The 25848-nt window shown below is 63.3% G+C and carries 30 protein-coding genes; 14 read left to right on the forward strand and 16 right to left on the reverse strand.

The window, feature by feature from the left end:
• Positions 1-7: 7 nt before the first annotated feature.
• Entirely contained in the window at positions 8-301 is a 294-nt protein-coding gene (locus tag FJ978_RS33090; RefSeq protein ID WP_246678067.1) for an EamA family transporter, read from the reverse strand.
• A gap of 150 nt (positions 302-451) precedes the next feature.
• On the opposite strand from FJ978_RS33090, the gene FJ978_RS05530 reads away from it, so the two are divergent.
• From FJ978_RS05530 to FJ978_RS05540, 3 genes are all read left to right on the forward strand, one after another.
• Entirely contained in the window at positions 452-2437 is a 1986-nt protein-coding gene (locus tag FJ978_RS05530) for a BTAD domain-containing putative transcriptional regulator (protein ID WP_140570830.1), read from the forward strand.
• A 215-nt stretch (positions 2438-2652) separates the two neighbouring features.
• Positions 2653-2940, forward strand: a complete 288-nt coding sequence (locus FJ978_RS05535; protein ID WP_013893181.1) for a hypothetical protein — start codon at positions 2653-2655, stop codon at positions 2938-2940.
• Between the two features lie 304 nt (positions 2941-3244).
• The gene (locus FJ978_RS05540; RefSeq protein ID WP_140570832.1) at positions 3245-3766 is read left to right on the forward strand and encodes a hypothetical protein; all 522 of its coding nucleotides are present in this window, start codon (positions 3245-3247) and stop codon (positions 3764-3766) included.
• Positions 3767-3773: 7 nt separating this feature from the next.
• Here the strand turns inward: FJ978_RS05540 and FJ978_RS05545 are convergent, their stop codons facing one another.
• The 4 genes from FJ978_RS05545 to FJ978_RS05560 form a co-directional block, all read right to left on the reverse strand.
• Entirely contained in the window at positions 3774-4265 is a 492-nt protein-coding gene (locus tag FJ978_RS05545; protein ID WP_140570834.1) for a DUF1772 domain-containing protein, read from the reverse strand.
• Positions 4266-4590: 325 nt separating this feature from the next.
• Positions 4591-5724, reverse strand: a complete 1134-nt coding sequence (locus FJ978_RS05550; RefSeq protein WP_140570836.1) for a substrate-binding protein — start codon at positions 5722-5724, stop codon at positions 4591-4593.
• Positions 5725-5798: 74 nt separating this feature from the next.
• On the reverse strand, positions 5799-6071 hold the full coding sequence (locus FJ978_RS05555) for a hypothetical protein (RefSeq protein WP_140570838.1): 273 nt from the start codon (positions 6069-6071) through the stop codon (positions 5799-5801).
• A gap of 90 nt (positions 6072-6161) precedes the next feature.
• A complete protein-coding gene (locus FJ978_RS05560; protein ID WP_140570840.1) occupies positions 6162-7739 on the reverse strand; it encodes an HD domain-containing phosphohydrolase in 1578 nt (525 codons plus the stop codon).
• 137 nt (positions 7740-7876) lie between these two features.
• Here FJ978_RS05560 and FJ978_RS05565 point away from each other — a divergent pair, with 137 nt between their 5' ends.
• From FJ978_RS05565 to FJ978_RS05580, 4 genes are all read left to right on the forward strand, one after another.
• Positions 7877-8488 carry a rod-binding protein gene (locus tag FJ978_RS05565; RefSeq protein WP_181176702.1) on the forward strand — a complete coding sequence of 204 codons (612 nt, stop codon included), beginning with the start codon at positions 7877-7879 and terminating at the stop codon, positions 8486-8488.
• Positions 8489-8501: 13 nt separating this feature from the next.
• Positions 8502-8924: a hypothetical protein gene (locus FJ978_RS05570; RefSeq protein WP_013893173.1), complete on the forward strand. Its 423-nt coding sequence runs from the start codon at positions 8502-8504 to the stop codon at positions 8922-8924.
• Between the two features lie 29 nt (positions 8925-8953).
• Positions 8954-9469, forward strand: a complete 516-nt coding sequence (locus FJ978_RS05575; protein ID WP_013893172.1) for a hypothetical protein — start codon at positions 8954-8956, stop codon at positions 9467-9469.
• A gap of 208 nt (positions 9470-9677) precedes the next feature.
• Complete coding sequence (locus FJ978_RS05580) at positions 9678-9962, forward strand: SCP2 sterol-binding domain-containing protein (RefSeq protein ID WP_013529756.1); 285 nt, start codon at positions 9678-9680, stop codon at positions 9960-9962.
• A gap of 80 nt (positions 9963-10042) precedes the next feature.
• On the opposite strand, the gene FJ978_RS05585 is transcribed toward FJ978_RS05580, so the two are convergent.
• Together FJ978_RS05585 and odc2 are read right to left on the reverse strand one after the other, a co-directional pair.
• The gene (locus FJ978_RS05585; RefSeq protein ID WP_140570844.1) at positions 10043-10612 is read right to left on the reverse strand and encodes an N-acetyltransferase; all 570 of its coding nucleotides are present in this window, start codon (positions 10610-10612) and stop codon (positions 10043-10045) included.
• A gap of 153 nt (positions 10613-10765) precedes the next feature.
• On the reverse strand, positions 10766-11899 hold the full coding sequence (gene odc2, locus FJ978_RS05590) for an ornithine/lysine decarboxylase (RefSeq protein WP_013893170.1): 1134 nt from the start codon (positions 11897-11899) through the stop codon (positions 10766-10768).
• Positions 11900-12439: 540 nt separating this feature from the next.
• Here odc2 and FJ978_RS05595 point away from each other — a divergent pair.
• The 4 genes from FJ978_RS05595 (at position 12440) to FJ978_RS05610 (ending at position 16512) form a co-directional block, all read left to right on the forward strand.
• A complete protein-coding gene (locus FJ978_RS05595; RefSeq protein WP_140570846.1) occupies positions 12440-13633 on the forward strand; it encodes an amidase in 1194 nt (397 codons plus the stop codon).
• A gap of 2 nt (positions 13634-13635) precedes the next feature.
• A complete protein-coding gene (locus FJ978_RS05600) occupies positions 13636-14535 on the forward strand; it encodes a LysR family transcriptional regulator (RefSeq protein ID WP_013893168.1) in 900 nt (299 codons plus the stop codon).
• A gap of 88 nt (positions 14536-14623) precedes the next feature.
• Positions 14624-15292 (forward strand): DUF1007 family protein, encoded by a 669-nt coding sequence (locus FJ978_RS05605; protein ID WP_140570848.1) that lies wholly within the window; start codon positions 14624-14626, stop codon positions 15290-15292.
• A complete protein-coding gene (locus FJ978_RS05610; protein ID WP_140570850.1) occupies positions 15289-16512 on the forward strand; it encodes a nickel/cobalt transporter in 1224 nt (407 codons plus the stop codon). The genes FJ978_RS05605 and FJ978_RS05610 overlap by 4 nt, the downstream gene beginning before the upstream one ends.
• A 31-nt stretch (positions 16513-16543) precedes the next feature.
• Here FJ978_RS05610 and denD read toward each other — a convergent pair whose 3' ends face one another.
• From denD to FJ978_RS05630, 4 genes are all read right to left on the reverse strand, one after another.
• The gene (denD, locus tag FJ978_RS05615; RefSeq protein ID WP_140570852.1) at positions 16544-17521 is read right to left on the reverse strand and encodes a D-erythronate dehydrogenase; all 978 of its coding nucleotides are present in this window, start codon (positions 17519-17521) and stop codon (positions 16544-16546) included.
• A gap of 11 nt (positions 17522-17532) precedes the next feature.
• Positions 17533-17745: a hypothetical protein gene (locus FJ978_RS05620; RefSeq protein ID WP_013893164.1), complete on the reverse strand. Its 213-nt coding sequence runs from the start codon at positions 17743-17745 to the stop codon at positions 17533-17535.
• A gap of 86 nt (positions 17746-17831) precedes the next feature.
• A complete protein-coding gene (locus FJ978_RS05625; RefSeq protein ID WP_140570854.1) occupies positions 17832-18803 on the reverse strand; it encodes a cation diffusion facilitator family transporter in 972 nt (323 codons plus the stop codon).
• 11 nt (positions 18804-18814) lie between these two features.
• Positions 18815-19501 (reverse strand): GNAT family protein, encoded by a 687-nt coding sequence (locus FJ978_RS05630; protein ID WP_140570856.1) that lies wholly within the window; start codon positions 19499-19501, stop codon positions 18815-18817.
• 83 nt (positions 19502-19584) lie between these two features.
• Between FJ978_RS05630 and FJ978_RS05635 the strand changes: the two genes are divergently transcribed.
• Together FJ978_RS05635 and FJ978_RS05640 are read left to right on the forward strand one after the other, a co-directional pair.
• The gene (locus FJ978_RS05635; RefSeq protein WP_140570858.1) at positions 19585-20769 is read left to right on the forward strand and encodes a pyridoxal phosphate-dependent aminotransferase; all 1185 of its coding nucleotides are present in this window, start codon (positions 19585-19587) and stop codon (positions 20767-20769) included.
• A gap of 131 nt (positions 20770-20900) precedes the next feature.
• Positions 20901-21275: a YciI family protein gene (locus tag FJ978_RS05640; protein WP_140570860.1), complete on the forward strand. Its 375-nt coding sequence runs from the start codon at positions 20901-20903 to the stop codon at positions 21273-21275.
• A 39-nt stretch (positions 21276-21314) separates the two neighbouring features.
• Here FJ978_RS05640 and FJ978_RS05645 read toward each other — a convergent pair whose 3' ends face one another.
• The 4 genes from FJ978_RS05645 to FJ978_RS05660 form a co-directional block, all read right to left on the reverse strand.
• Positions 21315-22067 carry an SDR family oxidoreductase gene (locus FJ978_RS05645; protein WP_140570862.1) on the reverse strand — a complete coding sequence of 251 codons (753 nt, stop codon included), beginning with the start codon at positions 22065-22067 and terminating at the stop codon, positions 21315-21317.
• Positions 22064-22246: a hypothetical protein gene (locus FJ978_RS05650; RefSeq protein WP_140570864.1), complete on the reverse strand. Its 183-nt coding sequence runs from the start codon at positions 22244-22246 to the stop codon at positions 22064-22066. The genes FJ978_RS05645 and FJ978_RS05650 overlap by 4 nt, the downstream gene beginning before the upstream one ends.
• 123 nt (positions 22247-22369) lie before the next feature.
• Positions 22370-23110: a tellurite resistance TerB family protein gene (locus FJ978_RS05655; RefSeq protein WP_013893158.1), complete on the reverse strand. Its 741-nt coding sequence runs from the start codon at positions 23108-23110 to the stop codon at positions 22370-22372.
• A 116-nt stretch (positions 23111-23226) separates the two neighbouring features.
• Positions 23227-24156, reverse strand: coding sequence for a rhodanese-related sulfurtransferase (locus FJ978_RS05660; RefSeq protein ID WP_013893157.1), 930 nt, complete (start codon positions 24154-24156; stop codon positions 23227-23229).
• Between the two features lie 202 nt (positions 24157-24358).
• On the opposite strand from FJ978_RS05660, the gene FJ978_RS05665 reads away from it, so the two are divergent.
• Complete coding sequence (locus FJ978_RS05665; protein WP_013893156.1) at positions 24359-24997, forward strand: 2-dehydro-3-deoxy-phosphogluconate aldolase; 639 nt, start codon at positions 24359-24361, stop codon at positions 24995-24997.
• Positions 24998-25004: 7 nt separating this feature from the next.
• On the opposite strand, the gene FJ978_RS05670 is transcribed toward FJ978_RS05665, so the two are convergent.
• A complete protein-coding gene (locus FJ978_RS05670) occupies positions 25005-25754 on the reverse strand; it encodes an SDR family oxidoreductase (RefSeq protein ID WP_140570866.1) in 750 nt (249 codons plus the stop codon).
• Positions 25755-25848: the final 94 nt, after the last annotated feature.

Here is a 25848-nt window from a genome sequence, read left to right on the forward strand (position 1 = left end):
GCCGTGCTCACAAGGAAGCTTGCATTGGTGACGAGGCGCCGACATAGCAAAGCTGCTGAAGCGTGATGGAGATTGCGAACAACGCCCCCACCCTGGCCAAGCTGGAATAATAGCCCAGCCCAACCGGCAGCCGCCTTTCGGTCATGATGAAGGGCAGCACAAGAAGCCCACCGATCAGGCAGCGCAGGCCTACCGCACTCAGCGCGTCGAGATGAACAAGCACCGTCTTTTGCGCGACATTGCCGAAGCCCCACAAAGCGGCTGCAAATAGCAGCAGCAAATTGGCTTTTGTCCTGGACACTCGCCCCCCCAAACCAAGTCTTCCGTTGACTTGGCTCCCCTAATTTAGGAAAGCCTAAGTTACTTGCCGTTACGGCAGCATTTGAGCGCGGGGGCCAACGGCGGCGAAACGTTAGTTTCGAGTTAGGATTTCGTCAGGCTGGGATAGCGAATGCGAAGTGAGGACAGCGGCGCTGCAAACAGAATCTCACTCTTCGGCGGGTTCCGGATTGATAATGAAACGGCCGGTCCGCTTCGGCTGACCGGGAAACGGGGGCCAGCAATCATTGCTTATCTGGCCCTGAGTCCGGGTATGGCGGCGACACGGGAGAGGCTGGCGGACCTGTTATGGGGCGACAGCGATAGCGAACATTCGCGCAATAGTCTTCGGCAAACCCTCAGCGTCTTGCGCCGGGATCTATCGCTTGCAGGAGTGGATCTTATCCAATCGAGCGGGGAGTCCATCAATCTCAGGCCTGAGCTGGTTCGGGTCGACGTGCAGGAGTTCGAAGCGGGTCTCGCGGCCCGGTCCGCGCACGAACTCGAGACGGCTTTGGAGAGCTACACCGGCCCATTTCTCGACGGACTTTATTTGGGAAGCAGTGCGTTCGATGACTGGGTCGCATCGGAACGCGACAGGCTGCTCAGCCGCGCTCTTGTGTCTTTCGAAAAACTGGCTCGCCTTGTCGACTCTGAAACCGGGCTGGTCCTTGCCGATCGCCTTCTGGCCATGGAACCGACGCGGGAAGAATCTTACCGGCTCAAGATGGAATTATTCCTCGCACGTGGCCAACGCGACAGGGCGATCAAGACATACGAGACCTGCAGAAGCATGCTGAAGAAGGAGTTCGGTGTCGAACCTGGCCCTGAGACGCGGGCGCTTTGGCAATCCCTGCTCCTTGCTGCCGACACGGCGTCAAATGTTCCGTCGGCAAATGGTATTCCGACCGGCCAGCGCCTCGGGCGCCCGTCTATCAGCGTTGCCGATTTCACCAATCTGACCGGAAAACAAGGCGATGATTTTTTCGCCAGGGGGCTCGTCCAGGACATCACCACGGCCCTCTCCGAGGTAGCCGACTACGTCGTACTGTCCGCGCCTCCGTCCATGGAGAAGAAAGGCCTCGGCGAAGAAGACAAAACGCCGGGAATGCTCCGGGCGCAATATTTGCTCAGCGGCAGTGTCCAGAGATCCGGCAATGGGCTGAGGGTGAACATCCAGCTTGTCGATACCGCGGGCGGCCAGCATGTCTGGGCCCAGAAATTCGACGGCAACTCAGAGAACGCGCTCGAATTCCAGGACAGGATCGCGCAGTCCGTTGTTCTGGCCGTGATCCTCGAACTTCAACTGACCAACTGGAAAGTCCGTGACAAAAGCCCGCCTGGTCCCCCTGAAGTGCGCAGGTTGGTGAACGAGGCTCTCATGAAGTATTTTGAGATGACCCAGGATTCGCTGTTGGTCGGGATTGAACTCGCCGAGAAGGCTCTCTTGATAGGTCCCGACAACGCCCGTGCAAAGCGGACGCTCTCGATCGTGACCTCCATGGGCGTGGCGTTTGGCGCACTGCCTCGGGAGGAAGGGCTGATCGAGCGTGCGCTTCAGCTTGCGGAAGCCGCGGTGAGGGCCGTGCCGGACGATGAAATTGCCCGGTGTATCCTGTCATTCGCACTCGAAAGTTCTGGCCGTATCGACGAGGCGGTCGTCGAGTCCCGCCATGCAATCAGCCTCAACCCGAACTATCCAAGCGGTCACGGCGATATTGCGATGCTGTTTGCCCTCCGCGGACAGATCAGCGAAGCAGTCCGCGAGGCCAACGAGGCAATTCGGCTCGGGGCGCATGACGTCATCGACTTCTGGCGTCACCACGGCTTGGTTGTGGCGCTGTTTGCCGGCGGAGACGATCAGCGGGCGCTCGAAGTCGCCCGCAGGGTGGTCAGGACAAAGCCGGGCTTCGTTCGAGGCGCCCTATATTGGGCAGCGGCCGCGTCGGCAACCGGAAACAACGAAGAGGCGTCCCGGGCCATCCACCATTGCCTCTCACAACTTCCACATCTCAACCTGGGCAATGTCTGCCCTGGTTTTGTGCCACGTTACGTGAAGGATCATCAGCACTCGAGATTCCTTGAAATGTTGTCGAGAGCCGGCCTTCCCAATTCCTAGAGCAAGGTGAGAGATCGCGGCCGGTCAGTGATCGGTTGGCCTCAAGCCAATTTCCGCCTGCCGCTCTCCAGTTTCTTCCAAGACGTTCAAATTTGAGCTTCCGTACTCACGCTTTGTCGAGAGTATCTCCTGTAATCACTTGAACCTCCTGCGCCGAAAGTTTTAGCCGTTCTGAATCGCCGGCGGCGACGATGACGATGAAATAGGAGAACGCAATGACTCGCAATCACGTTGAACGTCTTGAAGAGTTCAGGGAAATCCTGATCGCGACTCGACGCGAAGGAGTCCGCAACGTGCACCATACTCGCGACGCGATGCGGGCAAGCGGCTTTCAGATCGGAGACAGCGACGGCTCTAGCTACGGAGCCGAGCTGAAGGCGCTCCAGGAGGAAATCGAGGCCGTCGATCGCGCCATCGAAGACGAGAAGCGGTTGGTTTTGGCCCTCGAGAGCGCGGCTCAATCCCGTCGACCGGCTAAACCGAGAATCGTGAAGGGAACATAGCTTCAGGTACGGCCGTTGGCGCTGGTCGCGCCGATCGCCCGCGGTCTGGTGTCGGGCTCGCCGCCGTGGCGTGCACCCCTGGCGTCATCCGTTGCCATCAAACGTCGGGACAGCCGAAGCTGCCTTCTGCCGAGGTTGTCAATGCTTCGGGCATTGCGCTTGGCATTGTTGCCTTTGCGTCTGCTGAAATTCACGCGGGTGGGGTCAGTTCTCCGCTTGGCCTCTGTTCGCGATGGGCCAGGAGGCCCACCTCTACGCCCCTAGCACCAGCATATCTGGGACCTAAACATCTCGGTAGAGACCAATGTTCGCGCCAAGTGAGCTTTTGTTGAGTTTCGAGGGAGCGTTGCGAAACAGCTTCCGGTCCTTCTGTATATTGAAACGAGCCGCAGTTGTAGCCGTAAGCGTCAGCATGCAGTTTTGCCCGGCGGTGGCCCACTCCTCAGAAGAGCAGGACGTGCGCTGCCCCCTTGGTCGCAACCAGGATCCGTATCTAGTTTGGAAAGGTATTGCCGATCCGGCGCAAGCAAAGCTGTTCCTAAGAAAACAGTTAGCAGACATTGGGAACTTAAATGACTTTTCCGTTTGGCTTAAATGCCAAGGTTTTGAAGTAAAGGTTGACAAATCTGGCTTTCACAACCCCTCACCCGAAGCGGTGGTGATCGCATCGTTCGTGATCAAAGGCAAGAACAGACATCCTTTGTGGAACGAGCGGGTAGCTTTTTTGTTTGGCATTTGGCCAAAACTCTATGCTCACAATCTGAGAATCTATGTTCGCAACGGGCATGACGCATCGCGAATCACAATTGAGCACACGGTTGAATAGGCTGCGACTAAACGACAAGTGAGATCACCAAAGCCAGCAAGCCGATGCTGGTGAGAACGGCCCGCGTTACATGGGCATATTCCCAACGATCACGAAGTTCGGTCCAATCCGGCTGCGGACCGTCGCGCTTCCCGCCAGCCCTGAAGAAGGCTGCGCCAGGCGCGCCCACCGGCGCGCCTTCCATCCAGTATTTGTTTACCGGGTGGATCGCGAGCCAATAGATCGCGACCGTTGCCAGCAAGGCAAAAAAAGCGGGCAGGACAGCCCAGAAGGCGGTGGTTCCAGCCGGGACCAGAAATAGCAGGAGACCAGTCACGACGGCACTCAGCGGTTCGGCCGCGCCGCCGATCGTAAAGCCGGGATAATAGATGTGCTGCACGGCGCGATATGTGCGCTCGTCGAGGCGCATCTTGCCTGGAAGCTCCAGGGCGTGCGCGACCGATAGCGCCATGGGCAGCGCGGCGATCACGACAGCCACGACTTGCAGCAGGCTGAACATTCCTCGCCTCCGGGTTCGCCATCGACAATACTATGGGGCGAACGCCGATGGGCGCGCGATGTTCCGTTGTAGCATCTGGATTTGAGGCCTTTTGGCGCCAGGCAACAGGCCGGCCTGATTGCCATGGCAAACGCGCACACAAACAAGGTCGAGCGCGCCTGCAAGGACGTGCGCAACCGAGACGAACGCGAACGCTCAGACCGCGAACGGCTGAATTTGATCGCGCAGAAGCGAAGTCAGGAGTAGCCGCGGAATTCTGTGCCGTTGGGTGGCGAGGGCAACCACCCGTCCGCCACCCTCCAGGAACACTGATCGACGCCGTGGCTCAGCCAGCTTTGCTGAGGTGGAGTTCATCGGCAAGTACACGTTCGTTGGGATCGATCGGACCCAGGTTCTTGACGACCCGGAAGCGACCGCCCTGCGCCTGCGCGATGTACATGTTCATGCGAACATGGTGCTGGCCGGGGACCATTTCGGCCGGGCCACCCGGGCCCTCGCTGATGCGGGCGTGATCGAGTGCCCGGATGACCGCGCCCTGATCGAGCGTGCCGGCTTCGTTCACTGCTGCTTCCCACATCTTGATTGCCCGGTAGTGGCCAGTGCAGCCGCTGCCTGCGGTCAACATGGCGCTGCCGGAGAATCGGTCCTGGTAGCGACGCAGGAGCGCTCGGCCAAACGGATCCTCGAGCTCCTGATAGTAGTCGAGGCAGCTGTAGAGGCCTTCGATCTGTTCGGACGGCACGAGATTGAAGAAGTTCTCGTCGAAGTAGGTGCAGACGATCTTGCCGCCGCGTTTGCCGAAACCGGCCTTGTACAGCTCTTCGAAGAACGGTGTCAGGCCCGGCGGAACGATGGTATTGAAAATCACGTCGGTGCCGCTCGCCATGATCTGATGCACAGTCCGCCTGAAATCGACGGTGTCCAGCGGAAAATACTCCTCGCCGACGATCTCGCCGCCATTGGCGCGCACCATCCGGCTCGCCGCCTTGTTCAGCAAATGGGGCCAGATGTAATCGGCCGACGGCAAATAAAACCGCTTCGCGCCGGTGCTGTTCATGAGCCACGGTATCAATGGCTCAACCTGCTGCGCGGGGACGGGTCCCGTGCAGAAGATCAGGGGATGGTTTTCCTGTCCCTCATACTGCTCGGTATAGATGTAGAGCGTCCTGCCCCGCGTAACCGCCTCGCTCTTGATGGCCTGTCGGGTTGAGCTGTAGATGCCGCCGACGACCAGGTCGACCTTGTCGACGTCGATCAGTTTCGCGGTCCTTGCCTTGGCGGCGCCGTCGATGGTTTCGCCATCCTCGATGACAAGCTCCAGCGGCCGGCCGAGCAAGCCGCCCCTGGCGTTGATATCGTCGACGAGCATGGTGGTGAGGTTCGCATTGGCGATGCCCATGAAAGACAACGGGCCGGTGAGTTCGGCGATAAGGCCGATCTTGATGGGTTTCGGATTCATTTGATCTCTCCAAATCTGGGGGTTCGTCGGGCGCGCGCCGCCGCCGGTGGCAGGCGGCGCTCAGCGAGGGGACCTCAGGCCTCGTAATGGCCGAGCAGGAATGCCGCCTGCGGCTTGCCGACATGGCCGGCTTCCTGCAGGATCGCGGGCACCTCCGGATCCGACACGAAATTCTTCCAGCCCTCGGCGTCCCAGTCGAAGATCGCCCAGATGCGGTCTGGCTCGCTTGGGTCGCGGAAGACGGTCGCACCATTCGAGCCGTGCAGCCGGCGCTTATCGGCGCCCTTGGTCGAAAAGATACGGATGAAGTGGTCGATATCAGCCACTTTGGTCGTTGCGAGAAGCATTTGATTTCCTCCTGTCGGTCGCGGCCACCATTGGTCCGTCGACAGGATCACGATGCGCGCCCCGGAGCGGGCGCACATGGGGTGGATTCCCTATGTCTGCGTCTCGCCTGGCCGGACAAGGCCATGCTCGACCGCATAGAGCGCTGCTGCCGCGCGGGTGGTCACACCGATCTTGGCATAGACGCTCTGGATATGGTGGTCGGCGGTCTTGGGCGAGATATCCAGCTTGCGCGCCGCTTCCTTCGCCGTAAGGCCGGCGGCAATCAAGCGCAGCACCTCGATTTCGCGCGGCGTCATTCCAGCCAGCGGCCGGGGCGGCGTCCGGCGCGACGGCTGCCCGGCGAAGGACAGCACGGCCTCGGCAGCGTCAGGGCAGATGCAGCCCTCGCGAACGGCGGCGCGTAACTGACTTGCCGCCGCATCACTGGACAGTGCCCGGCGGTGAGGGCGTTCCTCTCGCGACGTCTGGAATGCTTCGGCAGCGGCCAGGATCCTCGCCGCCGGGGACAGGTCGGAGGCGTGGACCTTGCGGTGATAGCCCGAGCCGTCCAGGCGTTCGTGATGGCGAAGCACGAGAGCGGCCATCGCTTCGCCCTCGCGACCGAACGAGGCCAGCGCCCGCTCGCCGTAATAGGCATGCAGCTGCGCCGCGTCGCGCTCACGGACAGACAGCGGGCCGTTACGCATCCAAGTCGCCACCGGCACCACGAGTTCGCCAATGTCGTGGATACAACCCGACCAGCGCAGCGCACGCAGGTCGGCGGCGGGAAGCTTCATTTGTCCCCCGGCTCCCTCGGCCAGTTGCGCCACCATCCGTGAATGGCCGTAGGTAAGCGGCATGCGCATATCGATCATGTCCGCGATAGCAAGGAACGCCTCGTCGCAGCCTGCCTCGTCCAGCGTCACCGGCGGATCGGGCTCGAGCGCCAGTATCGTCTCGCGGTCGACCGTCGCGCCGATCCCCTCCATCAGCGCCGGCGCGTTGGCTGAGACGAGCCGGGCCAGATCCGCTTCGTATGGGCCATCCGCGCGACTGGCTATGGTTTCGGCCATTTCCTCGATGCCGACGGCTTCGCTGAGCGCGATGGCATCCTGCGCCAGCGTAATCAGGCGCACGGCTGGCAGGACATCCTCGCCGCTCAATCCACGCGGCAGGCCCTTGCCGTCCCAGCGTTCGTAGATCTGCCCGAGATTGTGCCGAATCTCCTCGGAAAGGCCGAGCCGTTGGCCGATCCGCTGCGCGACCTCGCAATGCGCGGTAAGCACCGGGCGCGCGACCGCGAGCGCCTGCGACATCGCGGCCTCGATCGCCCTGGCCTGCGCGTCAGGCTCGAGATCGTAGTAGAACCGCTTGAAAGCCTGCACGAAGACCCTGCCCAGTTCCGCCCGATTGCCCATGTCAAGACCGACAAGATCCTGACGGAGCGCGATTTCGTCGCCGAAGGTGGCCGACAAAAGGTCCGTGTCGGCATTGCAGCCGACATAGCGCAGCATCGACTGATGGTAGGCATTGCGCCGAACCTCATCGGAAACACCCCCGAGCGCGGCGATCCGCATTGCAAGCACACAAGATTTCAGCGCGAAGTCGCGAGAATGGCCAGTGGCGAGATCGGAAGCATAAGCCAGGACCATCATGAAGTCCGCGCGGCGTATCGAGACGTCTGTCATCGCACACCCCCCAGTGAGCTCTATGCTAGCCCCGTGGGCCGTCAATACCTAGGGAAAATCGCAAGCTTGACGTATTGACGCGCGCCTGCATTCCGCCTCCCCTCTCCCTCGCAAGCCTGCCACAAGCTTGTTGAGGCATGGTCTGGCCAAGGAAACCCGGCAAAAGGCGGACTTTCTTGGCAATTTCTCCACCCAGCGACATCGTTATGGATGTTGCCCGAGCCGCGGAGCCGGCGGACATCGAGGCTGCCCGCGCCGCGCTGACGAAGCGCGCCGGCGGTGCTGCGGGCACGTTCTCGGTCGATACCGCCGCGTCGGTCGATGCCGGCTCGATCCTGTCGCGCGCCACGGCCGACAAGGCGGCCGCGACAGCCGACCCGGCCAAGAAATTCAAGAAGTTCGAAGCGATGGTCTTGCAGACCTTCATCCAGAACATGCTGCCCAAGGACACCGAAGGCGTCTACGGCACGGGTCTCGCCGGCGACATGTGGAAATCGCAGCTTGCCGAGCGTGTCGCCGACGTCATGGCCGATCGCGGCGGCATCGGCATCGCCAAGTCGCTGCTCGCCGACCACTACATGGACGGCAAGCGCAAGGTGCCGATCGGCCCGGTTTCAAATGGACCGGAGAAGACCGAGATCGACCAGCAAACCCGTCTGTCCATCTCGCTCGTCCAGGAATTGCAGCGCAAGGCCGCAAGGTCGATGACCGGCGACGAGATAACCACAAAAACAGACATCAAGATCTAAACTGGGAAACGCCATGGCCGACATCACGGAATTCACCCCAAACCTGCCGGCGCGCACGACAGAATCGGAAACGCCGATCCAGTTCGCACGGCCTGGAAACCTGGCCGCCATCATCGGCCGCATCGAGGAAGTGGTCGAGGAAGAGACCGCCGGCATCCGTAGCGACACCAGCTACGACCTCAAGGCGTCGAACGCCCGCAAGAGCCGCTATCTCTATGAACTGACTCGCGCCATGAAGGGCGGCAGCGAGGTCGAATTCCTCGAGCAGCACCGCGAGGGCCTGACCAGGCTGCGCCAGAAGCTGGCGAGGAACGAGGCGGCGATCCTGGCGCATCTCTCCGCCGTCAACGAGGTTGCCGGCCTGTTGCGGACGGCCATTCAGCGCGCCGAGACCGACGGCACCTACTCCGCCGTTGAATTCGGCAGGAAAGGTTAGGGCGCGATGATTTCGGGCTCGGGCTCTCGATGATCAAGGTCATTGCCATCGCGGTCTGGATCTGCGCCGCCACGCTCGGCGCGGTGTTCTATTCGTTCCAGGCAGCGGGTGAAAAAGGTGTCGGCGAAACCCCGAAGCCGATGCTGGGCGGGTTGGACTACGTCAAGACCGACATCATTTCGGTGCCGCTGATCCACAACGCCTCGATCGACGGCTACTTCCTGACCAAGCTCGTCTACACTGTCGAGCCGGAGCAGATAAAGAAGCTGTCGATCCCGGCCGACGCGCTGATCACCGATCAGGTCTACACCTACCTCTATTCCAATCCCCAGATCGACTTCACCAACAAGCAAACGATCGACCTCGATGCCTTTCGCGCCGCGATCCGCGACACCATCAACACCCGTGTCGGCGCGAACCTGGTGCATGAGGTCCTGATCGATCAGGTCAACTTCCTGTCGAAGGACGAAATCCGCGACAACTGGCTGCGCCGCAAGAAAAGCGAGACGGCAAGCGAGATGACCAAGGCGTTCAAGGACCATTGAGCCCCGCAAGGTGCTACTCGTGCCGACGCCGGCATGTGCGGCGATAGGAACCAGCCCCTGCAAACCGCGTTGACGTAAACGTCAATCCAAAGCTATATGCGGCAGCGATCATGATCGCCAAAGATGCGGCACGGACTTCCGCCGGACCGAAATGCCCTGCGCTACAGATACAACCAGACAAGCAGATGCAACCAGACAGGAGAACAGCGTGAGCGTTCAGGAGATTGCCGAGAAGATCAAGTCACGCGTGGCCAGCAGCGGGTTCGATCGTTCCGTGAAGTTCGACACCGGCAGCGACGGCGTCATCGTCATCGACGGTGCCACCGTCTCGAACACCGATGCCCCGACCGACTGCACCATCAAGCTCTCGCTCGACGACCTGGACTCGCTGATCGCGGGCGATCTGAACCCGACCATGGCGTTCATGACCGGCAAGATCAAAGTCGAAGGCGACATGACGGTCGCCATGGCGCTGAGCCAGTTGATCGGCTGAGTGCGCGGCCGCTTGAACGCGGCTCTTTGAGGTCAGACAAACGCCGCCTTTCGGCGGCGTTCGTTTGAGGGGTTGGTGCCTCAGGCCGCCAGCGTCGGCGCCTGCGCCTTCAGCTTGCGGCCGGCAGCCTTCAGCGTGCCCACGGCACCATCCAGCGCCCCGTCCACCAGTTCCAGCGCCAGCAGGCGATGCCGCTCATAAGGTCCGGGCATGGCGAGCGAACCGGTCCTGGCGGCCGAGAACCCGAAGCGTCCGTAGTAGGGCGCATCGCCGACCAGAAGGATCGCCGCGTGGCCGAGGCGCGCCGCCTCGGCGATGGCGTGACGCATCAGCGCCGAACCGATGCCGGCATTCTTGAGCGATGGGTCGACCGCAAGCGGGCCAAGCAGCAGTGCGGCAGCACCGCCCTCGCCCAGCCTGACATCCCACAGCCGCACCGTGCCGGCAACGCCGCCCGAGGCATCGCGGGCGACGAAGGCCAGGCCTTCCGAAGGCCGGCGGCCGCGCCGCAGCTTCTCCGATGATTTGGCCTTGCGCTTCGGCCCCATGGCACGATCGAGCAAGGCTTCGCGCGCCGCGACGTCGGCAACGGTTTCCGCGACCATCATGAAGGCCGGCGCATGAGCTACGAGTTCAACTGACATTTCCATTTCCGCAATCCCTGGCGAGCGGAGATCTGTTCCACAGGCGAGCCCGGGTGGGCGACATGCGCCCACCTGGGATGATCCGATCGGCTCTCTCAGCGCATTTTCAGGCGAAATCGTGTCCGGTTCGCCGTCCGAAAATGCGCCGAGGAAGCGCCGTCAGATCACGTAGGATCGGAGAGGCTCGAAGCCGTTGAACGCGACCGCCGAGTAGGTTGTCGTGTAGGCGCCGGTGCCTTCGATCAGCACCTCGTCGCCGATGGTCAGCGACAAGGGCAGCGGATAGGGCGTCTTCTCGTACATCACGTCGGCCGAATCGCAGGTCGGGCCGGCGAGCACGCAAGGCGCGGTCTCCGTGCCGTCATGACGGGTGACGATCGGGTAACGGATCGCCTCGTCCATCGTCTCGGCCAGGCCGCCGAACTTGCCGATGTCGAGGAACACCCAGCGCACATTGTCGTTATCGGCTTTCTTCGAGATCAGCACGACTTCCGACTTGATGACGCCGGCATTGCCCACCATGCCGCGGCCCGGCTCGATGATGGTCTCCGGGATCGCGTTGCCGAAGTGCTTGCGCAGCGCCGAGAAGATCGCCTGGCCATAGGCCTGGGCCGCCGGCACGTCGCGCAGGTAGCGCGTCGGGAAGCCGCCGCCCATGTTGACCATCTTCAAGACGATGCCTTCCTCGGCGAGTGTCGCGAAAACCGTCTTGGCGTCGCGAAGCGCGCGGTCCCAGGCGGTCAGGTCGGTCTGCTGCGAGCCGACATGGAACGAGACGCCATAGGCGTCGAGGCCGAGGCCCTTGGCATGGCGCAGCACGTCGACGGCCATCGCCGGCACGCAGCCGAACTTGCGCGACAGCGGCCATTCGGCGCCCTCGCCGTCGGTCAGCACGCGGCAGAACACGCGCGAGCCTGGAGCGACACGGGCGACCTTCTCGACCTCCTCGACGCAATCGACCGCGAACAGGCGGATGCCGAGCTGGTAGGCGCGTGCGATGTCACGCTCCTTCTTGATGGTGTTGCCGAAGGAGATGCGGTCCGCCGGCGCACCGGCGTCCATCGCCATCTCGACTTCGGCAACGGAAGCGGTGTCGAAGGACGAGCCCATCGCAGCAAGGAGACGCAGGATTTCCGGCGCCGGGTTTGCTTTCACCGCATAGTAGATCCTGGAATCGGGCAGCGCCTTCTCGAAGGCGCGGAAATTGTCGCGAACGACATCGAGGTCGACGACGAGGCAAGGGCCGGTCGGACGTCGGGTGGCGAGGAAGTCGAGGATGCGCTGAGTGGCCATCGGGTATCTCCATCACGCCTTTCGGCGCGCACAAGGGTGCGGACGCGGGTTTTCGGCCTCGCGAACACGCGGTGGACAAAGGCGGGACGGAAAATCATGGAACCAGCCGGTGGAGACCCCGGAACCATGAAACGCCGTCTCGCGGCGATGAACCTTAGCCTTGCCCGGCTTCGGTTCGCTTTGTCTGCCTTGGCTTGGATTGGGAGAACCCCGTTCCGCACTGCCGGCAATGATGGTGTGCCTCTTCAGTAACCCCGGTCTTTGGACAACCGGCAGAGAACCAGAAAGGCCCGCACCGTCGTTGCTTCAAGGTGTCCTCGGTCTGGCGGTTGGCCGCTAAACCGACTGGAGGGGTTAGCTCCAGTTACCTTACCGATTTCCCTCACCATTCGAGGATCGGCGGACACCCACAGGCACGTGCGACTTTGGGCAAGCGCGATATAAGAGCGAAGAGTTTCACAATCAATAAAAATCGTATCCAAGGTTGTAAAATTTCTGGCATCGAACAATGTTGGTTCAACCGTATCCGGATAGCGAACGATGACAGGCACGCATGGCCCTCTCAATGCCTTTCTCGATCTTCGCCAGATGCCGGTGGCGCATGCCGAGCTTGGCCCGCTGGCCGGCCTGCGACTGGCCGTAAAGGACATCTACGACGTTGCCGGCTATCGCAGCGGCTGTGGCAATCCCAGGAAATTCGCCGATAGCCCTGCCGCCTCGCGCACGGCGCCAGCCGTACAGATGATTCTCGATGCCGGCGCGCGCTTCGTCGGCAAGACGCAGACCGACGAGCTTGCCTTCGCGCTGTTCGGGCAGAATTCGCATTTTTCGTTTCCGGTGAACCCGGCCGCGCCCGACCGCGTCACCGGCGGCTCGTCGTCGGGATCGGCTGCGGCTGTGGCGGGCAAGCTCGCCGACATCGCCACGGGATCCGACACTGGCGGCTCGATCCGCGCGCCGGCGAGCTTTTGCGGGCTGATCGGGCTGCGCACCACGCATGGCCGCATTTCGCTCGACGGCACCATGAAGCTGGCGCCGAGCTTCGACACTTTCGGCTGGTTCGCCGACGACATCGAGACCTACGAGACCGTCGGCAAGCTGCTGCTCGGCCGCGACCCGCACCATCACCATCTGGACCGCCCGCTGGCGCTCGGCTGGCTGGACGAGATGGTCGCCCGCCCGGCACTTGCCGAATATGCCGAAATGAAGAGGTTGGCGAGCGCGGTTCTCGGCGCGCCGGCGACGCCGACGATGCCCTTCAGTTCGTCGCCGGATGAACTCTACTGGTGCTTTCGCCGCCTCCAGGCCAAGGAAGCCTGGGGCGTGCATGGCGAATGGATCATCAGCGGCGAGCGCGACCTAGGCCCCGGCGTCGAGGAGCGATTCGGCTTCGGCCGCGCCGTCGACGAGCGGACGGCGCAGGCTGAGGAGGTGCGAAGGCTGACCTTTCGCGGCGAACTCGGTGCCCTGCTCGGCAAGGACGGCTTCCTTGTCCTGCCGACGGTGCCGGGCCCGGCGCCCTATGTCGACTCGACGCCGGAGCAATTCCAGGCCTATCGCGAGCGGGCGCTGCATCTTCTGTGTCTTGCCGGGCTCTCCGGCTTTCCACAGATCACCTTGCCGATCGGCTCGGTCGCCGGCGCTCCGTTCGGCCTGTCGCTGCTTGGCCCTTCCGGCAGCGACATTGCCCTGATACGGCTCGGCCGAAAACTTCTCGACGCAGCAAAGGCCTGACAATGGACACACTGACCCGCATGCGCGCCTTCATCGACGTCGTCGAGGCCGAAGGCTTTTCGGCGGCGGCGCGCAAGATCGGCCGCTCCAAGGCGCTGCTGTCGAAATATGTGCGAGAGCTGGAGGACGAGCTCGGCGCGTTGCTCCTCAACCGCACCACGCGCCAGTTCTCGATGACCGAGGCCGGCCACACCTATTACCGGCGCGCCTCCGAGATCGTGCGCGAGGTCGACAGCCTCGCCGACGCCGTGCGCGAATCATCCGGCGACGTGCGTGGCCGCATCAAGGTGTCGGCGCCGCGCACCTTCGCCGACGCGCCGATCGGCCAGTCGCTGATCGACTTCGCCAAGCAGCACCCCGACATCGTGCTCGACATCCAGCTCGACGACCGCTTCGTCGACCTGGTCGAGGAAGGCTTCGACCTCGCGGTGCGCATCTCGCGCCTGGAGAATTCGTCGCTGATCGCCAGGCGGCTGGCGCCGTTTTCGGTTAAACTTTGCGCCTCTCCAGAGTTGATCGCCAAGCATGGCATGCCGACGCGACCGCAGGATCTCGGCCACATGCCTTGCATCGTCGACACCAATGGCCGCGGGTTGAACAACTGGCCGTTCAAGGGTGACAACAACGACCAGCTGAGCGTCGCGGTGTCGGGCCCGATCGAGGTCAACAGCCCGATGGCGGCGCGCGCCGCCGCCATATCGGGGCTCGGATTCTGCATCCTGCCGGATTTCATCGCCGCGCCCGATTTGAAGAGCGGCCTGCTGGTGACGGCGCTCGATGACCGCATCCTGTCCGGCGGCGGCATCTTCGCTGTCTACCCGCACCGCCGCTATCTGCCGGCCAAGGTCCGCGTCTTCGTCGACTTCCTGGTGCAGTGGTTCAGGACACGCGAGATCGCCTAGCCGGTTTTAACCGCCCCACGGTCCCAATTTCGCCCCCTTTCTGGTCACTCTCGACATCTCTCCGAGGCCAATGGAATCGCGACCGGTAATGCACCTGAAACGGCACGCAATCATGCTGGCTTCGGCCTTGACGGCGACCTTTGCCACCACGGGACCGGCTTACGTGCACCCGCACGTCTTCGCCGAGGCGCGCCTCGACGTGATCCTCGGCCCGGATCACCAAACCGTGAAGGCGCTGCGCCATCTGTGGCGTTTCGACGACCTGTTTTCGAGTACGGTGATGATGGAGTTCGACAAGAACTCCGATCTGAAGCTTGACGACAAGGAGCTGAAGGAGGTCGCCGACACGGTTCATGCCTCGCTGGCCGAGTTCAACTATTTCCAGCTCGTCACCCAGAACGGCAAGGACGTGACGATGGTGCCGCCGCCGCATCTGATGGCCAATTTCGACAACGACCAGTTGATCATCCTGTTCGAGTCCGAACCCAAGGTCCCGATCAAGCTGACCGGCACGATCGATATCGGCGTCTACGACCCGACCTTCTACACCGCGATCGACTTCACCGAAGATTCCAACATCACGGTTGAAGGCCTGCCGTCGAACTGCACCAGCAAGGTGATCCGTCCAGACCCGGATGAGGCGATCAAGGAAAACCAGAAGACGCTGACGGATGCCTTCTTCAACGACCCGACGGGCACCGACATGAGCAAGATCTTTGCCACCAAGCTCGAACTGACCTGTCAGCCAGAAGGATGAAGCCGGTGACGAAACCGTCCCTGCGTTTGGTATTCGGCCTGTTGGCCCTCACCTTTGCCGCCATGCATTTCGCCAACGCCGCGCATGCCCAGTCCTCGCTCGGCATCGGCGTCAACGACGGCATGGCGCCGACCACCGGTCCGTTCGCCCACATCCTGATGTGGATCAATCTGCGCCAGCAGGAATTCTACCGCGCGCTGGCGACAGCCATGAAGGCGATGCGCCAGGACAACAGCAAGATCTGGATCCTTATCGGCCTGTCCTTCGCCTATGGCATCTTCCATGCCGCCGGCCCTGGCCACGGCAAGGCCGTCATCTCGTCCTACATGGTGGCCAATGAAGTGGCGCTGCGGCGCGGCATCCTGTTGTCCTTCGTCTCAGCCCTACTCCAGGGGCTGACGGCCATTGTGGTCATGCTGCTTGCCTATTTCGTCCTGCGCGGCACCACCATCTCGATGACGGACGCGGCCTGGTTCATGGAGGTCATGAGCTTTGCGCTGGTCACCCTGTTCGGCGCCTGGCTGCTGTGGCGCAAGCTCGGCCCTTCCGTCCTGCGCCTGTTTGGCAAAGGTCCCGCCTACAGCCTGTCGGCGGCTCATGCCGGGCATTCTCATGGTGGCCATTCTCATGCGGGTCACTCTCACGCGGGTCACTCCCACGCCGGCCATTCGCATGCCGCCCACAGCCATTCGGCGCATGCCCATTCGCACGCTCTCCATGTGCATGACGATCACGGCCATGCGCATGACCATTCGCACGATCATCACGACCATGGCGCGCATGACCACCATCATGACCATGGCGCGCATGCCCATCACGATCACGCTGCGGGTGAGGTCTGCGAAACCTGCGGCCACTCGCACGCACCCGATCCGGCGCTGCTCTCTGGCGACCGCTTCGACTGGCGCACGGCGTGGTCGGCGGTGGCCGCCGTCGGCATCCGCCCCTGCTCCGGCGCGTTGATCGTGCTCAGCTTCGCCCTGCTCAACGGGCTCTGGCTCGGCGGCCTGCTGTCGGTGCTGGCAATGTCGATCGGCACCGCCATCACCGTCTCGGCACTGGCAACGCTTGCCGTGACTGCCAAGAACTGGGCGGTGTATTTCGCCGGCGACGGCCGCATGGGCAACCGCATCCATTCGATCGTCGAGATCGGCGGCGCCGCCTTCGTCTTCCTGTTCGGACTGCTGCTGCTGTCGGCAAGCCTGACCGGTAGCGCCTAGGCCTGCTCGAACGGATGGGCTGCACGAACTCCTAGTCGGGAAGCTTGCCGCCTAGCTCATCCTCGATATGGGCGCGAATAATCTCATCAAAGCTCTTTTCGGCGCTGAAGCCGAGCTCCCGTGACCGCTTCGCCTCGAACCGAGTCGGCCAGCCCTTGACGATCGCCCAGATCGTCTCGTCCGGAACCTCGCGGATCAGCTTCACCACCTTCGGCCCTGCAATGCGCTCCAGCGCCTCGATCTGCTCGCCGACGGTGACGGCGACGCCAGGCATCGTCAGGTTGCGGCGCGGCCCGACGGCGGCGCCGTCGATCCCCGCCGCATGGATCAGGAAGTTGACGGCCGAGCGCGGGCTGGCATGGGTGTGCACGACCGAGCGCGGCACCGGCAGGATCGCCTCCTGGCCGTTCAGCGGCTCGCGGATGATGCCGGAGAAGAAGCCGGAGGCCGCCTTGTTCGGCTTGCCGGGCCGCACGCAGATGGTCGGCAGCCGGATGCCGATGCCGTCGAAGAAGCCGCGCCTCGTGTAATCGGCCAGCAGCGCTTCGCTCATCTGCTTCTGGGTCCCGTAGGAGGTCAGCGGCGTCGGATGGAAGTCGTCGGGAATGACATCGGGGAACGGCGCGCCGAACACCGCGATCGACGAGGTGAAGACGACGCGCGGCGCAAAACCGGCCAGCCGGATGGCGTCGAACACGGCGCGCGTGCCATCGAGATTGACGCGGTAGCCGAGATCGAAATTGGCTTCCGCCTCGCCCGACACGATACCTGCAAGATGGAACACAACGTCGGGTCGCGACTTGACCAGGCCCTCGGCGGCGCCCGCCTCGGCGAGATCGCCGGTGTGGGTGTTGATGCTGACACCGTCCATCGCCGGCGCCTGCGGCGGCACGATGTCGTGCAGATCGAGCGCAGTGATCTTCTCGGCCCGCAGCGTGCCGTCCTTTGCCAGCCGGGCGATCAGCTTGCGGCCGACCATGCCCGCGGCGCCCGTGATCAGAATGCGCATGTCAAAATCCCTTACTTGCCCTGATTTTTGCGCTGGCTGCGCGCGCGCAGCCAGAACACTAGGAAAAACGCCAGCACGAAGAGGGTGCCGAAGATACCGGCCAGCACGGTCGAAAAGCTGCCGAGTGCCAGCATCATGGTCGGCAGGTAGAAGGCGGCAATGCCGAACAGAAGCATGATCCAGACCGCTGCGATGGCCGCATTGCGCGTGTCGCGGTCCATCATGCCGCACCGGGGCGGCGGTCGTCGGGCTGGGTTTTCAAAGCTGGAGAACTCCTGAGGCAGGTTCGATCGATGGTCATCGACAGGACCTAGTGATAGTGGCCGTGATGCGGGACAGCATCGTGCTCGTGCTCGTGATGGTGGTCGTCGCCCTCGTCGGTGCACTTTCCGAATTCCGACTCCACGGTGGCATGGCTGATGCCGTGCGCGCTGGCAAGCCGCTTCTTGACGGCGCTGACCGCCTGATACGCATCGACGCCGTCATTGAGGCAGGCATGCAGCGTCGCCATGTTGCTGGCGCCATCGAGCGACCAGATATGCATATGGTGCACCTCCCGCACGCCCCTGACCGTTGCCTCGATATCCCGGGCGATCAGGTCCCGGTCGAGGCTGGGCGGCACGCCTTCGAGCAGCACATGGGCCGCGGCGCGCATCAGCGACCAGGCCGTCGACAGGATCAGCAGCGAGACCAGCACCGACAGGATCGGGTCGATCGGCGTCCAGCCGGTCGCCAGGATCACCAGTGCGGCCACGATCGCCGCGGCCGAGCCGAGCAGGTCGCCAAGCACATGCAGGATGGCGCCACGCATGTTCAGGCTTTCGCGGTCGCCGCCATGCAGCACGAAGAAGGAGCCGAGATTGACCAGCAGGCCGAGGATCGCCACAACCAGCATCGGTCCGCCCAGCACCGGCGCCGGCGTCTGCAGTCGCTCCCACGCCTCGTAGATGATCCACAGCGCGATGACGAAGATGGCGATACCGTTGGTGTAGGCGACCAGCGTCTTGACCCGGCCGAAGCCGTAGGTGAGCTGGCCGGTCGCGGGCCGTCCCGCAAGATGGAAGGCATACCAGGCAAGGCCCAGCGCGATCGCGTCGGCGAGCATGTGCCCGGCATCGGCCAGCAGCGCCAGCGAGCCGGTGAAGAGGCCGCCGAGTGCCTCCGCCACCATGAACCCTGCCGTCAGGCCGGCCGCGATCAGCACGCGCTTCTTGTCGGTCGAGCCATGCACATGGCCGGCCCCACCGTGATCATGGCCGCTATGGTCGTGGGAATGGGCCAAAATAAGAACTCCTAGGCGCCGAATTCAGCGCGACAATCCTCGAGCCGTCGCTTCTGCTGGCCGTCGCCATCGAAATTGGCCGGGTCGAGCCACGCTTCATAAGCCTTGCGCAACGCCGGCCATTCCTTGTCGATGATCGAATACCATGCGGTGTCGCGGTTTTCACCCTTGACGATGAGATGCTGGCGGAAAATGCCCTCGAATTTGAAGCCGAACCGTTCCGCCGCCCGCTTCGACGGTTCGTTGCGGTTGTTGCACTTCCATTCATAACGGCGATAGCCGAGCCCGTCGAAGATGTATTTCATGAACAGGAACTGCGCTTCCGTGGCTGCCGGCTTGCGCGAAATGAGCGGTCCCCAATAGATGTTGCCGATCTCGATGACGCCGTAGGCCGGATCGATGCGCATCAGCGTCTGGCGCCCGGCGACCTTGCCGCTGGCCTTGTCGATGACGGCGAAGAACAGCGGATCCTCGCTGGCCTCGACCTTGTCCAGCCATGGCTGGAAGGCGGCACGGGTTTCCGGCGGATAATCAGGCAGCCAGGCAAAGCGGCCGTCGACATCGGACACCGAGGACGCTTCGTAGAGCCCATCACCGTGCCTTGCGGCGCTCAGCGGTTCAAGCCGGACGTATCGACCGTCGATGGGCTTGCGCTCGGGTCGCGGACGCGGTTGCCAGTCTTTGAGATTTTCCGACACCAAAAACTCCAATCCGTTTGACTTTTGCGGGCCAAGGCTCACAAAAACGCGACCCAACAGTAAGAACCACACGGACGGGAAAAATGCTCCACACGATTTCGGCCTTCGACCGTCTCGGCGAGGAAAATGCGTTCGCGGTGCTCGCGAGGGCAACCGCACTGGCAAGCCAAGGCCGCGACATCGTCAATCTCGGCATCGGCCAGCCCGACTTCAAGACGCCGCAGCACATCGTCGAGGCCGCCATCAAGGCGCTGCGCGACGGCCACCACGGCTACACGCCGGCAAACGGGCTTCTGGCGACGCGCGAGGCTGTGGTGCGCCGCACGCTGACCACCACCGGCGTAGAGGTCTCGCCCGAGACCGTGATGATCCTGCCCGGCGGCAAGCCGACCATGTTCGCCGCCATCCTGATGTTCGGCGAGCCCGGCGCCGAGGTCCTCTACCCGGACCCCGGCTTTCCCATCTACCGCTCGATGATCGAGTTCACCGGTGCAGCACCCATTCCCGTGCCGATGCGCGAGGAGAACGGCTTTGCCTTCTCCGCCGAGGAAACGCTGGCGCTGATCACCTCCAGGACCAGGCTCTTGATCCTCAACTCGCCGGCCAACCCGACCGGCGGCGTCACGCCGCGTGCCGAGATCGAGAAGCTGGTCAAGGGCCTGGAGAAGCACCCAGACGTCGCCATCCTTTCCGACGAGATCTACGACGTCATGACTTATGACGGCGGGACACATTGCTCGCTGCTTGGCTTCCCCGAGATCCGCGACCGGCTGATCGTGCTCAACGGCTGGTCCAAGACCTGGGCGATGACCGGCTGGCGCATGGGCTGGTCGATCTGGCCGAATGGCGACAAGGGCGCTCACCTCTACGACAAGGTGCGCAAGCTGGCGGTCAATTGCTGGTCGTGCGTCAATGCGCCGAGCCAGTTCGCCGGCATCGCCGCCATCGACGGTCCGCAGGACGACGTCGACAAGATGATGCGCGCCTTCGACCGCCGCAGGAAGATCGTGGTCGAGGGCCTGAACGCCTTGCCCAACATTTCCTGTATTACCCCCAAGGGCGCCTTCTACGCCTTCCCCAATGTCTCGAAGACAGGCTGGAAGGCAAAGAAGCTGGCTTCCGCCCTGCTCGACGACGCCGGCGTGGCGCTGATCGGCGGCCCCGATTTCGGCATTCTCGGGGAAGGCTATGTCAGGCTCTCCTACGCCAACTCCGAGGAGAATATTTTGCGGGCGCTGGAGCGGATTGGAGCCTTCCTGGCGAAGTGAGCTTCAAAGCGGCCTGCTGCCCTCTCCCGGACGGTGTCATGAGCCGTCCGGAGGCGCACGGCCAAGACTGGGCGTGCATGTCGGGAACGGCTACGGTCCTCGGATCAGGATCGAAGTGGGGTGATATCCGAATGTTCTATGCAATCCTTGCCTATCATGTGGAAGACGCAATCAAGGCGCTGACGCCACAGGAAGATGCGGCGCTGATGACTGATTTGCTCAAGATTCATGAAGGGCTCTATGCCGACGGCAGCCTTGGCCCGTCGGCCCGGCTTGGCGCGACACAATCGGCCTGCACCTTGCGCGACGGCATGATCGTCGATGGCCCCTTCGCCGAAACCAAGGAACAGCTTCTCGGCCTCTATGTCGTCGATTGCCCGACGCGGGATGACGCCATCGCCATCGCGCGCGAGTTCAGACGCGTCAACCCGACCGCCGTCTACGAGATCCGCCCCGTTCCGCTCTATCTGCCCGGCGTTCCGTTGGAGACACCGCCTCAGGGGTAGGGAGCATGATCCCTTAAAAGGGGAACCTGGTTTCTCAGACTAGCCACGCCCCACGAACGGCATCTTGGTCGCCATCACCGTCATGAACAGCACATTGGCGTCGAGCGGCAGGCTGGCCATGTGGACGACCGCGTCGGCAACATGCTGGACATCCATCACGGCCTCGGCGGCGATGGAGCCGTTGGCCTGCGGCACGCCGACGGTCATCGGCTGCGCCATGTCGGTCAGCGCATTGCCGATGTCGATCTGGCCGCAGGCGATGTCATAGGGGCGGCCGTCGAGCGCCAGCGTCTTGGTCAGTCCGGTGATGGCGTGCTTGGTCGCCGTGTAGGGCACCGAGCCCGGGCGCGGCGCATAGGCCGACACCGAACCGTTGTTGATGATGCGGCCACCCATCGGCCGCTGCTTGCGCATGGCGCCAAAGGCGGCACGCGCGCACAGGAACGAACCGGTGAGGTTGACACCGACGACATCGTTCCACACCTCGACCGGGATCTCGTCGATCGGCGTCGACTTGTAGCCCATGCCGGCATTGTTGAAGAGCAGGTCGACGCGGCCAAAGGCCTCCGCCACCGTCTCGAAAAGATCATCGACCTCGCCGGCCTTGCTGATGTCGCAGGCAACCACCAGCGCCTTGGCATCCGAGGGTCCGGCCTCGGCGACCGCGGCGTCCAGCACCGCCTTGCGGCGCCCGCAGAACACCGTGTTCCAGCCGGCCTTGAGCAATGCCGTGGCGACGCTCTTGCCGATGCCGGTGCCGGCGCCGGTGACGATGGCGGTTTTCTCGGTCATGGCAGTTGTCCTCCGGCAGCGCCGCGCGTGCCCGCTTGATTTTCAGGATCTGGCTTCAGAACAGAAGGCATCGCAAATGACGGCAGCGATGGCAAGCGGAGCGGCCAGATCACGTTCCCGAAAAGTGGAATCCGGTGCGCGGAAGCGGCCTCGTCCGGGCCGACAAAAAGGGCGGTCATTGGCGACCGCCCTGATCTGAACCGGACTTGGGAGGAGGAAAGCCGATCCGACTGTGTAGAATCATGCGCTTCCTGAGTTAACGAAGGGTAAACGCAGGTTAAGCACGCCTGTGCCGATATGGGCTACCAGCGCGGATTGGGCGAGGTGCCCGCCTTGGCGGCCGGCACCTTGGCCGCCGAAACCGTCGCCTCGACATGGTCGACCAGTGCATCCGGCAGGCCAAGCCGGCCGGCGAGCAGATCGAGATAGCCGCGCTCGGCGCGCGTGTCCGGGTCTATGGTCAGGCGCGACGCCGTGTAGAGCTCGAGCTTCTGCGCGTCGGTCTTGGCACCCGCCACCAACGTGTCGAGATCGAGCGGGCTTTCCAGCTCCGCCATCAGGAATTTCTCGGCGTCGGAGCCGATCCCCGAAAGGCTGAGCTTGCCGGCGATCTTCTTGCGTTCCTCCTCGTCGACATGGCCGTCGGCCTTGGCCGCCGAGATCATCGCGCGAACCAGCGTCAGCGTGAACTCATCCTCGCCCTGTGGCGCCTGCGACGGGTGGAAGGCGGTGTCCTTGGGCGGCGGCAGCAATTCCGGTTCACCGGCGGCGGGCGCCTGCTCCGGTGCGTTGCCGGCCTTGTAGTTCTGGTAGGCCTTGTAGGCGAGGCCGCCGATGGCAGCCAATCCACCGAGCTTCACCGCGGTGCCTGTCACCTGGCGCCCGGCGCCGGTTCCAAGCAGCACCGCCGCCAGCGCGCCGGCTGCCAGCGGATTGTCCTTGGCCATCTGCACGGCCTGGCCCGCCTTGTCGCGGACGGTGCCGCTGGTGCCGGGAATTTGCGAGCCGAGCAGATCGTCGAGAAGCTTCTTGGGATCGAACATCAATGCCTCCAGGATTTGCCCGGCTGAACGGGCAGGTTTCGAACGTCGAAGACGTAGGTCCCGAAGCCTGGCATTGCAATGACAGGTAGCCGCTTGGCAGCGGCCAGATGCCGGGATCAGGAGCCGATATGCGGGCCCTTGCCCCGCGCTTGTGCGAGTTCGACCTGGCGCTGGCGCTCGGCGTAGCGCTTGCGGTCTTCCTCCGAGCGGGCATCGAAGCAATGCGGGCAAGAGATACCGGCGGCAAATTTCGGCGACGACCGCTCGCTTTCCGTCAGCGGATGGCGGCAGGCGCGGCAGAGTTCGGCGTCCCCCTCGGCCAGGCCATGCGACACCGAAACGCGCTCGTCGAAGACGAAGCACTCGCCCTGCCACAGACTTTGTTCGGCCGGAACCTCCTCGAGATATCTGAGGATGCCGCCCTTGAGGTGGAACACATCCTCGAAGCCGAGCGACCTGACATAGGCGGTCGCTTTCTCGCAGCGGATGCCGCCGGTGCAGAACATCGCCACCTTGCGGCCTTCGAGCTCCGCCCGGTGCGCTTCCACCCAGGCCGGAAACTCGCGAAAGCTCGCGGTCGCCGGGTCGATCGCCCCCTTGAAGGTGCCGATCGACACCTCATAGGCGTTGCGCGTGTCGATGACGATCGTGTCGGGCTGCGAAATCAGGGCGTTCCAGTCGGTCGGCGCGACATAGGTGCCCGCACTTGTCGCCGGGTCGATGTCCCCGACGCCCATGGTGACGATCTCGCGCTTCAGCCGCACCTTCATGCGGTGGAACGGCATTTCCGCAGCTTCGCTGTACTTGACCTCCAGGCCCGCCAAGCCCTCGACGGCCTCGATATGGTCGATGAGTTCGGCGATCGCTGCTTCGCTGCCCGCGACGGTACCGTTGATACCTTCATGCGCCAGGAGCAGTGTGCCCTTGATGCCGCGTCCGCAACAGAAGGCGGCAAGCGGCGCACGCAATGCCTCGAAGGCGTCGAGCCGGGCAAACCGGTAGAGCGCGGCGACTCGGACGGGTTGGGATGGCGCGGACGGTGTCATTGCCAGAGCAACTAGACGCTCGTAAAAGGCGATTCAAGGCAAAACGGGCTCGGCGGCCTGTTTCGGTTGCCTGTCATGGCCTTGTCGGGAAAGAGACCGTAAGCTGTCCGATGGCGCGTGACATCGCGACGCGACCCGGTTCGTGGACAGGCAAACACCCGTCTGCTAATCGGTTGAAATAGCCCTTTACATGGAGAGACAGATGCCCAGCAAGACCGAGAAACTCCTGTCGCTTCTGAACGGCCAGCCGGTCATTCCGGTGCTGAAGATCACCGATGTCGCCAGCGCGGTGCCGCTCGCCCGTGCGCTGGCGCGTGGCGGCCTGCCGGCGATCGAGATCACGCTCAGAACCGCCGATGCGCTCGAAGCGATCCGGCGAGTCGCCGCCGAGGTCGAGGAAGCCATTGTCGGCGCCGGCACCATTCTGGACAGCAGGCAGTTCGACGAGGCAGCTAGCGCCGGTTCGCGCTTCATCGTCAGCCCCGGCATCACCCGCGAGCTTCTGGCGGCGGCCGCCGACAGCGACGTTCCGCTGCTGCCCGGCGCCATCACGCCCGGCGAGATCATGGCCGCGCGCGAGGCCGGGCTGCGCTTCCTGAAGTTCTTCCCTGCCGAGCAGTCGGGCGGCATCGCCTCCTTGAAAGCCTTCGCCTCGCCACTGGCCGATGTCAAATTCTGCCCGACTGGCGGCATCACCGGCAAGAACGCGGCCGACTACCTCAGCCTGCCGAACGTGATCTGCGTCGGCGGTTCCTGGGTCGCGCCCGACGAGATGGTCAAGGCCGGCAAGTGGGACGAGATCGAAGCCCTCGCAAGCGCCGCCAGCCAGCTTCGGAAATAGCCATCGCTCACCAGGGCAACGGACCATTCTCATCGAAATAGCCGCCGGTGGGGCTGCCGGCCTTCAGCGTCGCCAGCTGCACGATGATCCCGGCAGCCTGCTGCACCGTGCGGCCGCCCTTGTGCGCATTGAGGTCCGTCGCGGTGTAGCCGGGAGCGGCAGCGTTCACCATGATACCGAGCGTCGAAAGCTCCCGGGCGAAGGCCACGGTGATGGCATTGAGCGCTGTTTTCGAGCTGCCATAGCCCATGACATTGGGCGATTGGCTGTTGGCTGCGGCGCGCGCGATCGAGCCGAGATAGCTGCTGACCATAACGATGCGGGCGGCGGGCGATGCCAGGAGGAGCGGCAGGAATGCCTGAGTGACGCGAACCGGACCGAAGACGTTGACGTCATAGGTGGCCTTCATGTCGGCGACACTCTCGCGGCTCGGCGGCCGTTCGTAGCGGCCGTCCGGCCCCAGCGCATCAACATAGCCGGGGGCAATGCCGGCATTGTTGACCAGCGCATCAAGGCTGGATATCCGCGCCGTCAAGGTTTTGGTCGCGGCCTTTACGCTGTCGTCGCTGGCGACGTCGAGTTCGAGCCATTCGACGTCGAGCCCTTCGTTGCGCAACATCTTTGCCGCGGCCTCGCCGCGCTCGGCATCGCGGGCGCCGAGCCAGACCTTGAACCCCATGGCCGCCAGCCGGCGAGCGGTCTCGAGGCCGATACCCTTGTTGGCGCCGGTGACCAGCGCATTCACTTTCGTCGTCATATCCGTGTCTCCTTCTCGGTGAACCTAGAAATGACCTGCGTCGGCCGGTTTCGCGCGCCGGATACTCGCGTCCTCTTGCCTAATCCTCTCAACC

Source organism: Mesorhizobium sp. B1-1-7 (assembly GCF_006442705.1).
Lineage (GTDB): Bacteria > Pseudomonadota > Alphaproteobacteria > Rhizobiales > Rhizobiaceae > Mesorhizobium > Mesorhizobium opportunistum.

Coding starts and splice junctions, on each gene's coding strand:
- FJ978_RS05575 (WP_013893172.1), top strand. CDS start 8,954: ATGATCAAGGTCATTGCCATCGCGGTCTGGATCTGCGCCGCCACGCTC.
- FJ978_RS05595 (WP_140570846.1), top strand. CDS start 12,440: ATGACAGGCACGCATGGCCCTCTCAATGCCTTTCTCGATCTTCGCCAG.
- odc2 (WP_013893170.1), bottom strand. CDS start 11,899: ATGGCCACTCAGCGCATCCTCGACTTCCTCGCCACCCGACGTCCGACC.
- FJ978_RS05620 (WP_013893164.1), bottom strand. CDS start 17,745: ATGATGGACCGCGACACGCGCAATGCGGCCATCGCAGCGGTCTGGATC.
- FJ978_RS05670 (WP_140570866.1), bottom strand. CDS start 25,754: ATGACGACGAAAGTGAATGCGCTGGTCACCGGCGCCAACAAGGGTATC.
- FJ978_RS05545 (WP_140570834.1), bottom strand. CDS start 4,265: ATGTTCAGCCTGCTGCAAGTCGTGGCTGTCGTGATCGCCGCGCTGCCC.
- FJ978_RS05560 (WP_140570840.1), bottom strand. CDS start 7,739: ATGACAGACGTCTCGATACGCCGCGCGGACTTCATGATGGTCCTGGCT.
- FJ978_RS05605 (WP_140570848.1), top strand. CDS start 14,624: ATGCACCTGAAACGGCACGCAATCATGCTGGCTTCGGCCTTGACGGCG.
- FJ978_RS05610 (WP_140570850.1), top strand. CDS start 15,289: ATGAAGCCGGTGACGAAACCGTCCCTGCGTTTGGTATTCGGCCTGTTG.
- FJ978_RS05660 (WP_013893157.1), bottom strand. CDS start 24,156: ATGACACCGTCCGCGCCATCCCAACCCGTCCGAGTCGCCGCGCTCTAC.
- FJ978_RS05600 (WP_013893168.1), top strand. CDS start 13,636: ATGGACACACTGACCCGCATGCGCGCCTTCATCGACGTCGTCGAGGCC.
- FJ978_RS05665 (WP_013893156.1), top strand. CDS start 24,359: ATGCCCAGCAAGACCGAGAAACTCCTGTCGCTTCTGAACGGCCAGCCG.
- FJ978_RS05535 (WP_013893181.1), top strand. CDS start 2,653: ATGACTCGCAATCACGTTGAACGTCTTGAAGAGTTCAGGGAAATCCTG.
- FJ978_RS05655 (WP_013893158.1), bottom strand. CDS start 23,110: ATGTTCGATCCCAAGAAGCTTCTCGACGATCTGCTCGGCTCGCAAATT.
- FJ978_RS05550 (WP_140570836.1), bottom strand. CDS start 5,724: ATGAATCCGAAACCCATCAAGATCGGCCTTATCGCCGAACTCACCGGC.
- FJ978_RS05555 (WP_140570838.1), bottom strand. CDS start 6,071: ATGCTTCTCGCAACGACCAAAGTGGCTGATATCGACCACTTCATCCGT.
- FJ978_RS05585 (WP_140570844.1), bottom strand. CDS start 10,612: ATGGAAATGTCAGTTGAACTCGTAGCTCATGCGCCGGCCTTCATGATG.
- FJ978_RS05540 (WP_140570832.1), top strand. CDS start 3,245: ATGTTCGCGCCAAGTGAGCTTTTGTTGAGTTTCGAGGGAGCGTTGCGA.
- denD (WP_140570852.1), bottom strand. CDS start 17,521: ATGCGCATTCTGATCACGGGCGCCGCGGGCATGGTCGGCCGCAAGCTG.
- FJ978_RS05640 (WP_140570860.1), top strand. CDS start 20,901: ATGTTCTATGCAATCCTTGCCTATCATGTGGAAGACGCAATCAAGGCG.
- FJ978_RS05530 (WP_140570830.1), top strand. CDS start 452: ATGCGAAGTGAGGACAGCGGCGCTGCAAACAGAATCTCACTCTTCGGC.
- FJ978_RS05645 (WP_140570862.1), bottom strand. CDS start 22,067: ATGACCGAGAAAACCGCCATCGTCACCGGCGCCGGCACCGGCATCGGC.
- FJ978_RS05650 (WP_140570864.1), bottom strand. CDS start 22,246: ATGACCGCCCTTTTTGTCGGCCCGGACGAGGCCGCTTCCGCGCACCGG.
- FJ978_RS05565 (WP_181176702.1), top strand. CDS start 7,877: ATGGTCTGGCCAAGGAAACCCGGCAAAAGGCGGACTTTCTTGGCAATT.
- FJ978_RS05570 (WP_013893173.1), top strand. CDS start 8,502: ATGGCCGACATCACGGAATTCACCCCAAACCTGCCGGCGCGCACGACA.
- FJ978_RS05635 (WP_140570858.1), top strand. CDS start 19,585: ATGCTCCACACGATTTCGGCCTTCGACCGTCTCGGCGAGGAAAATGCG.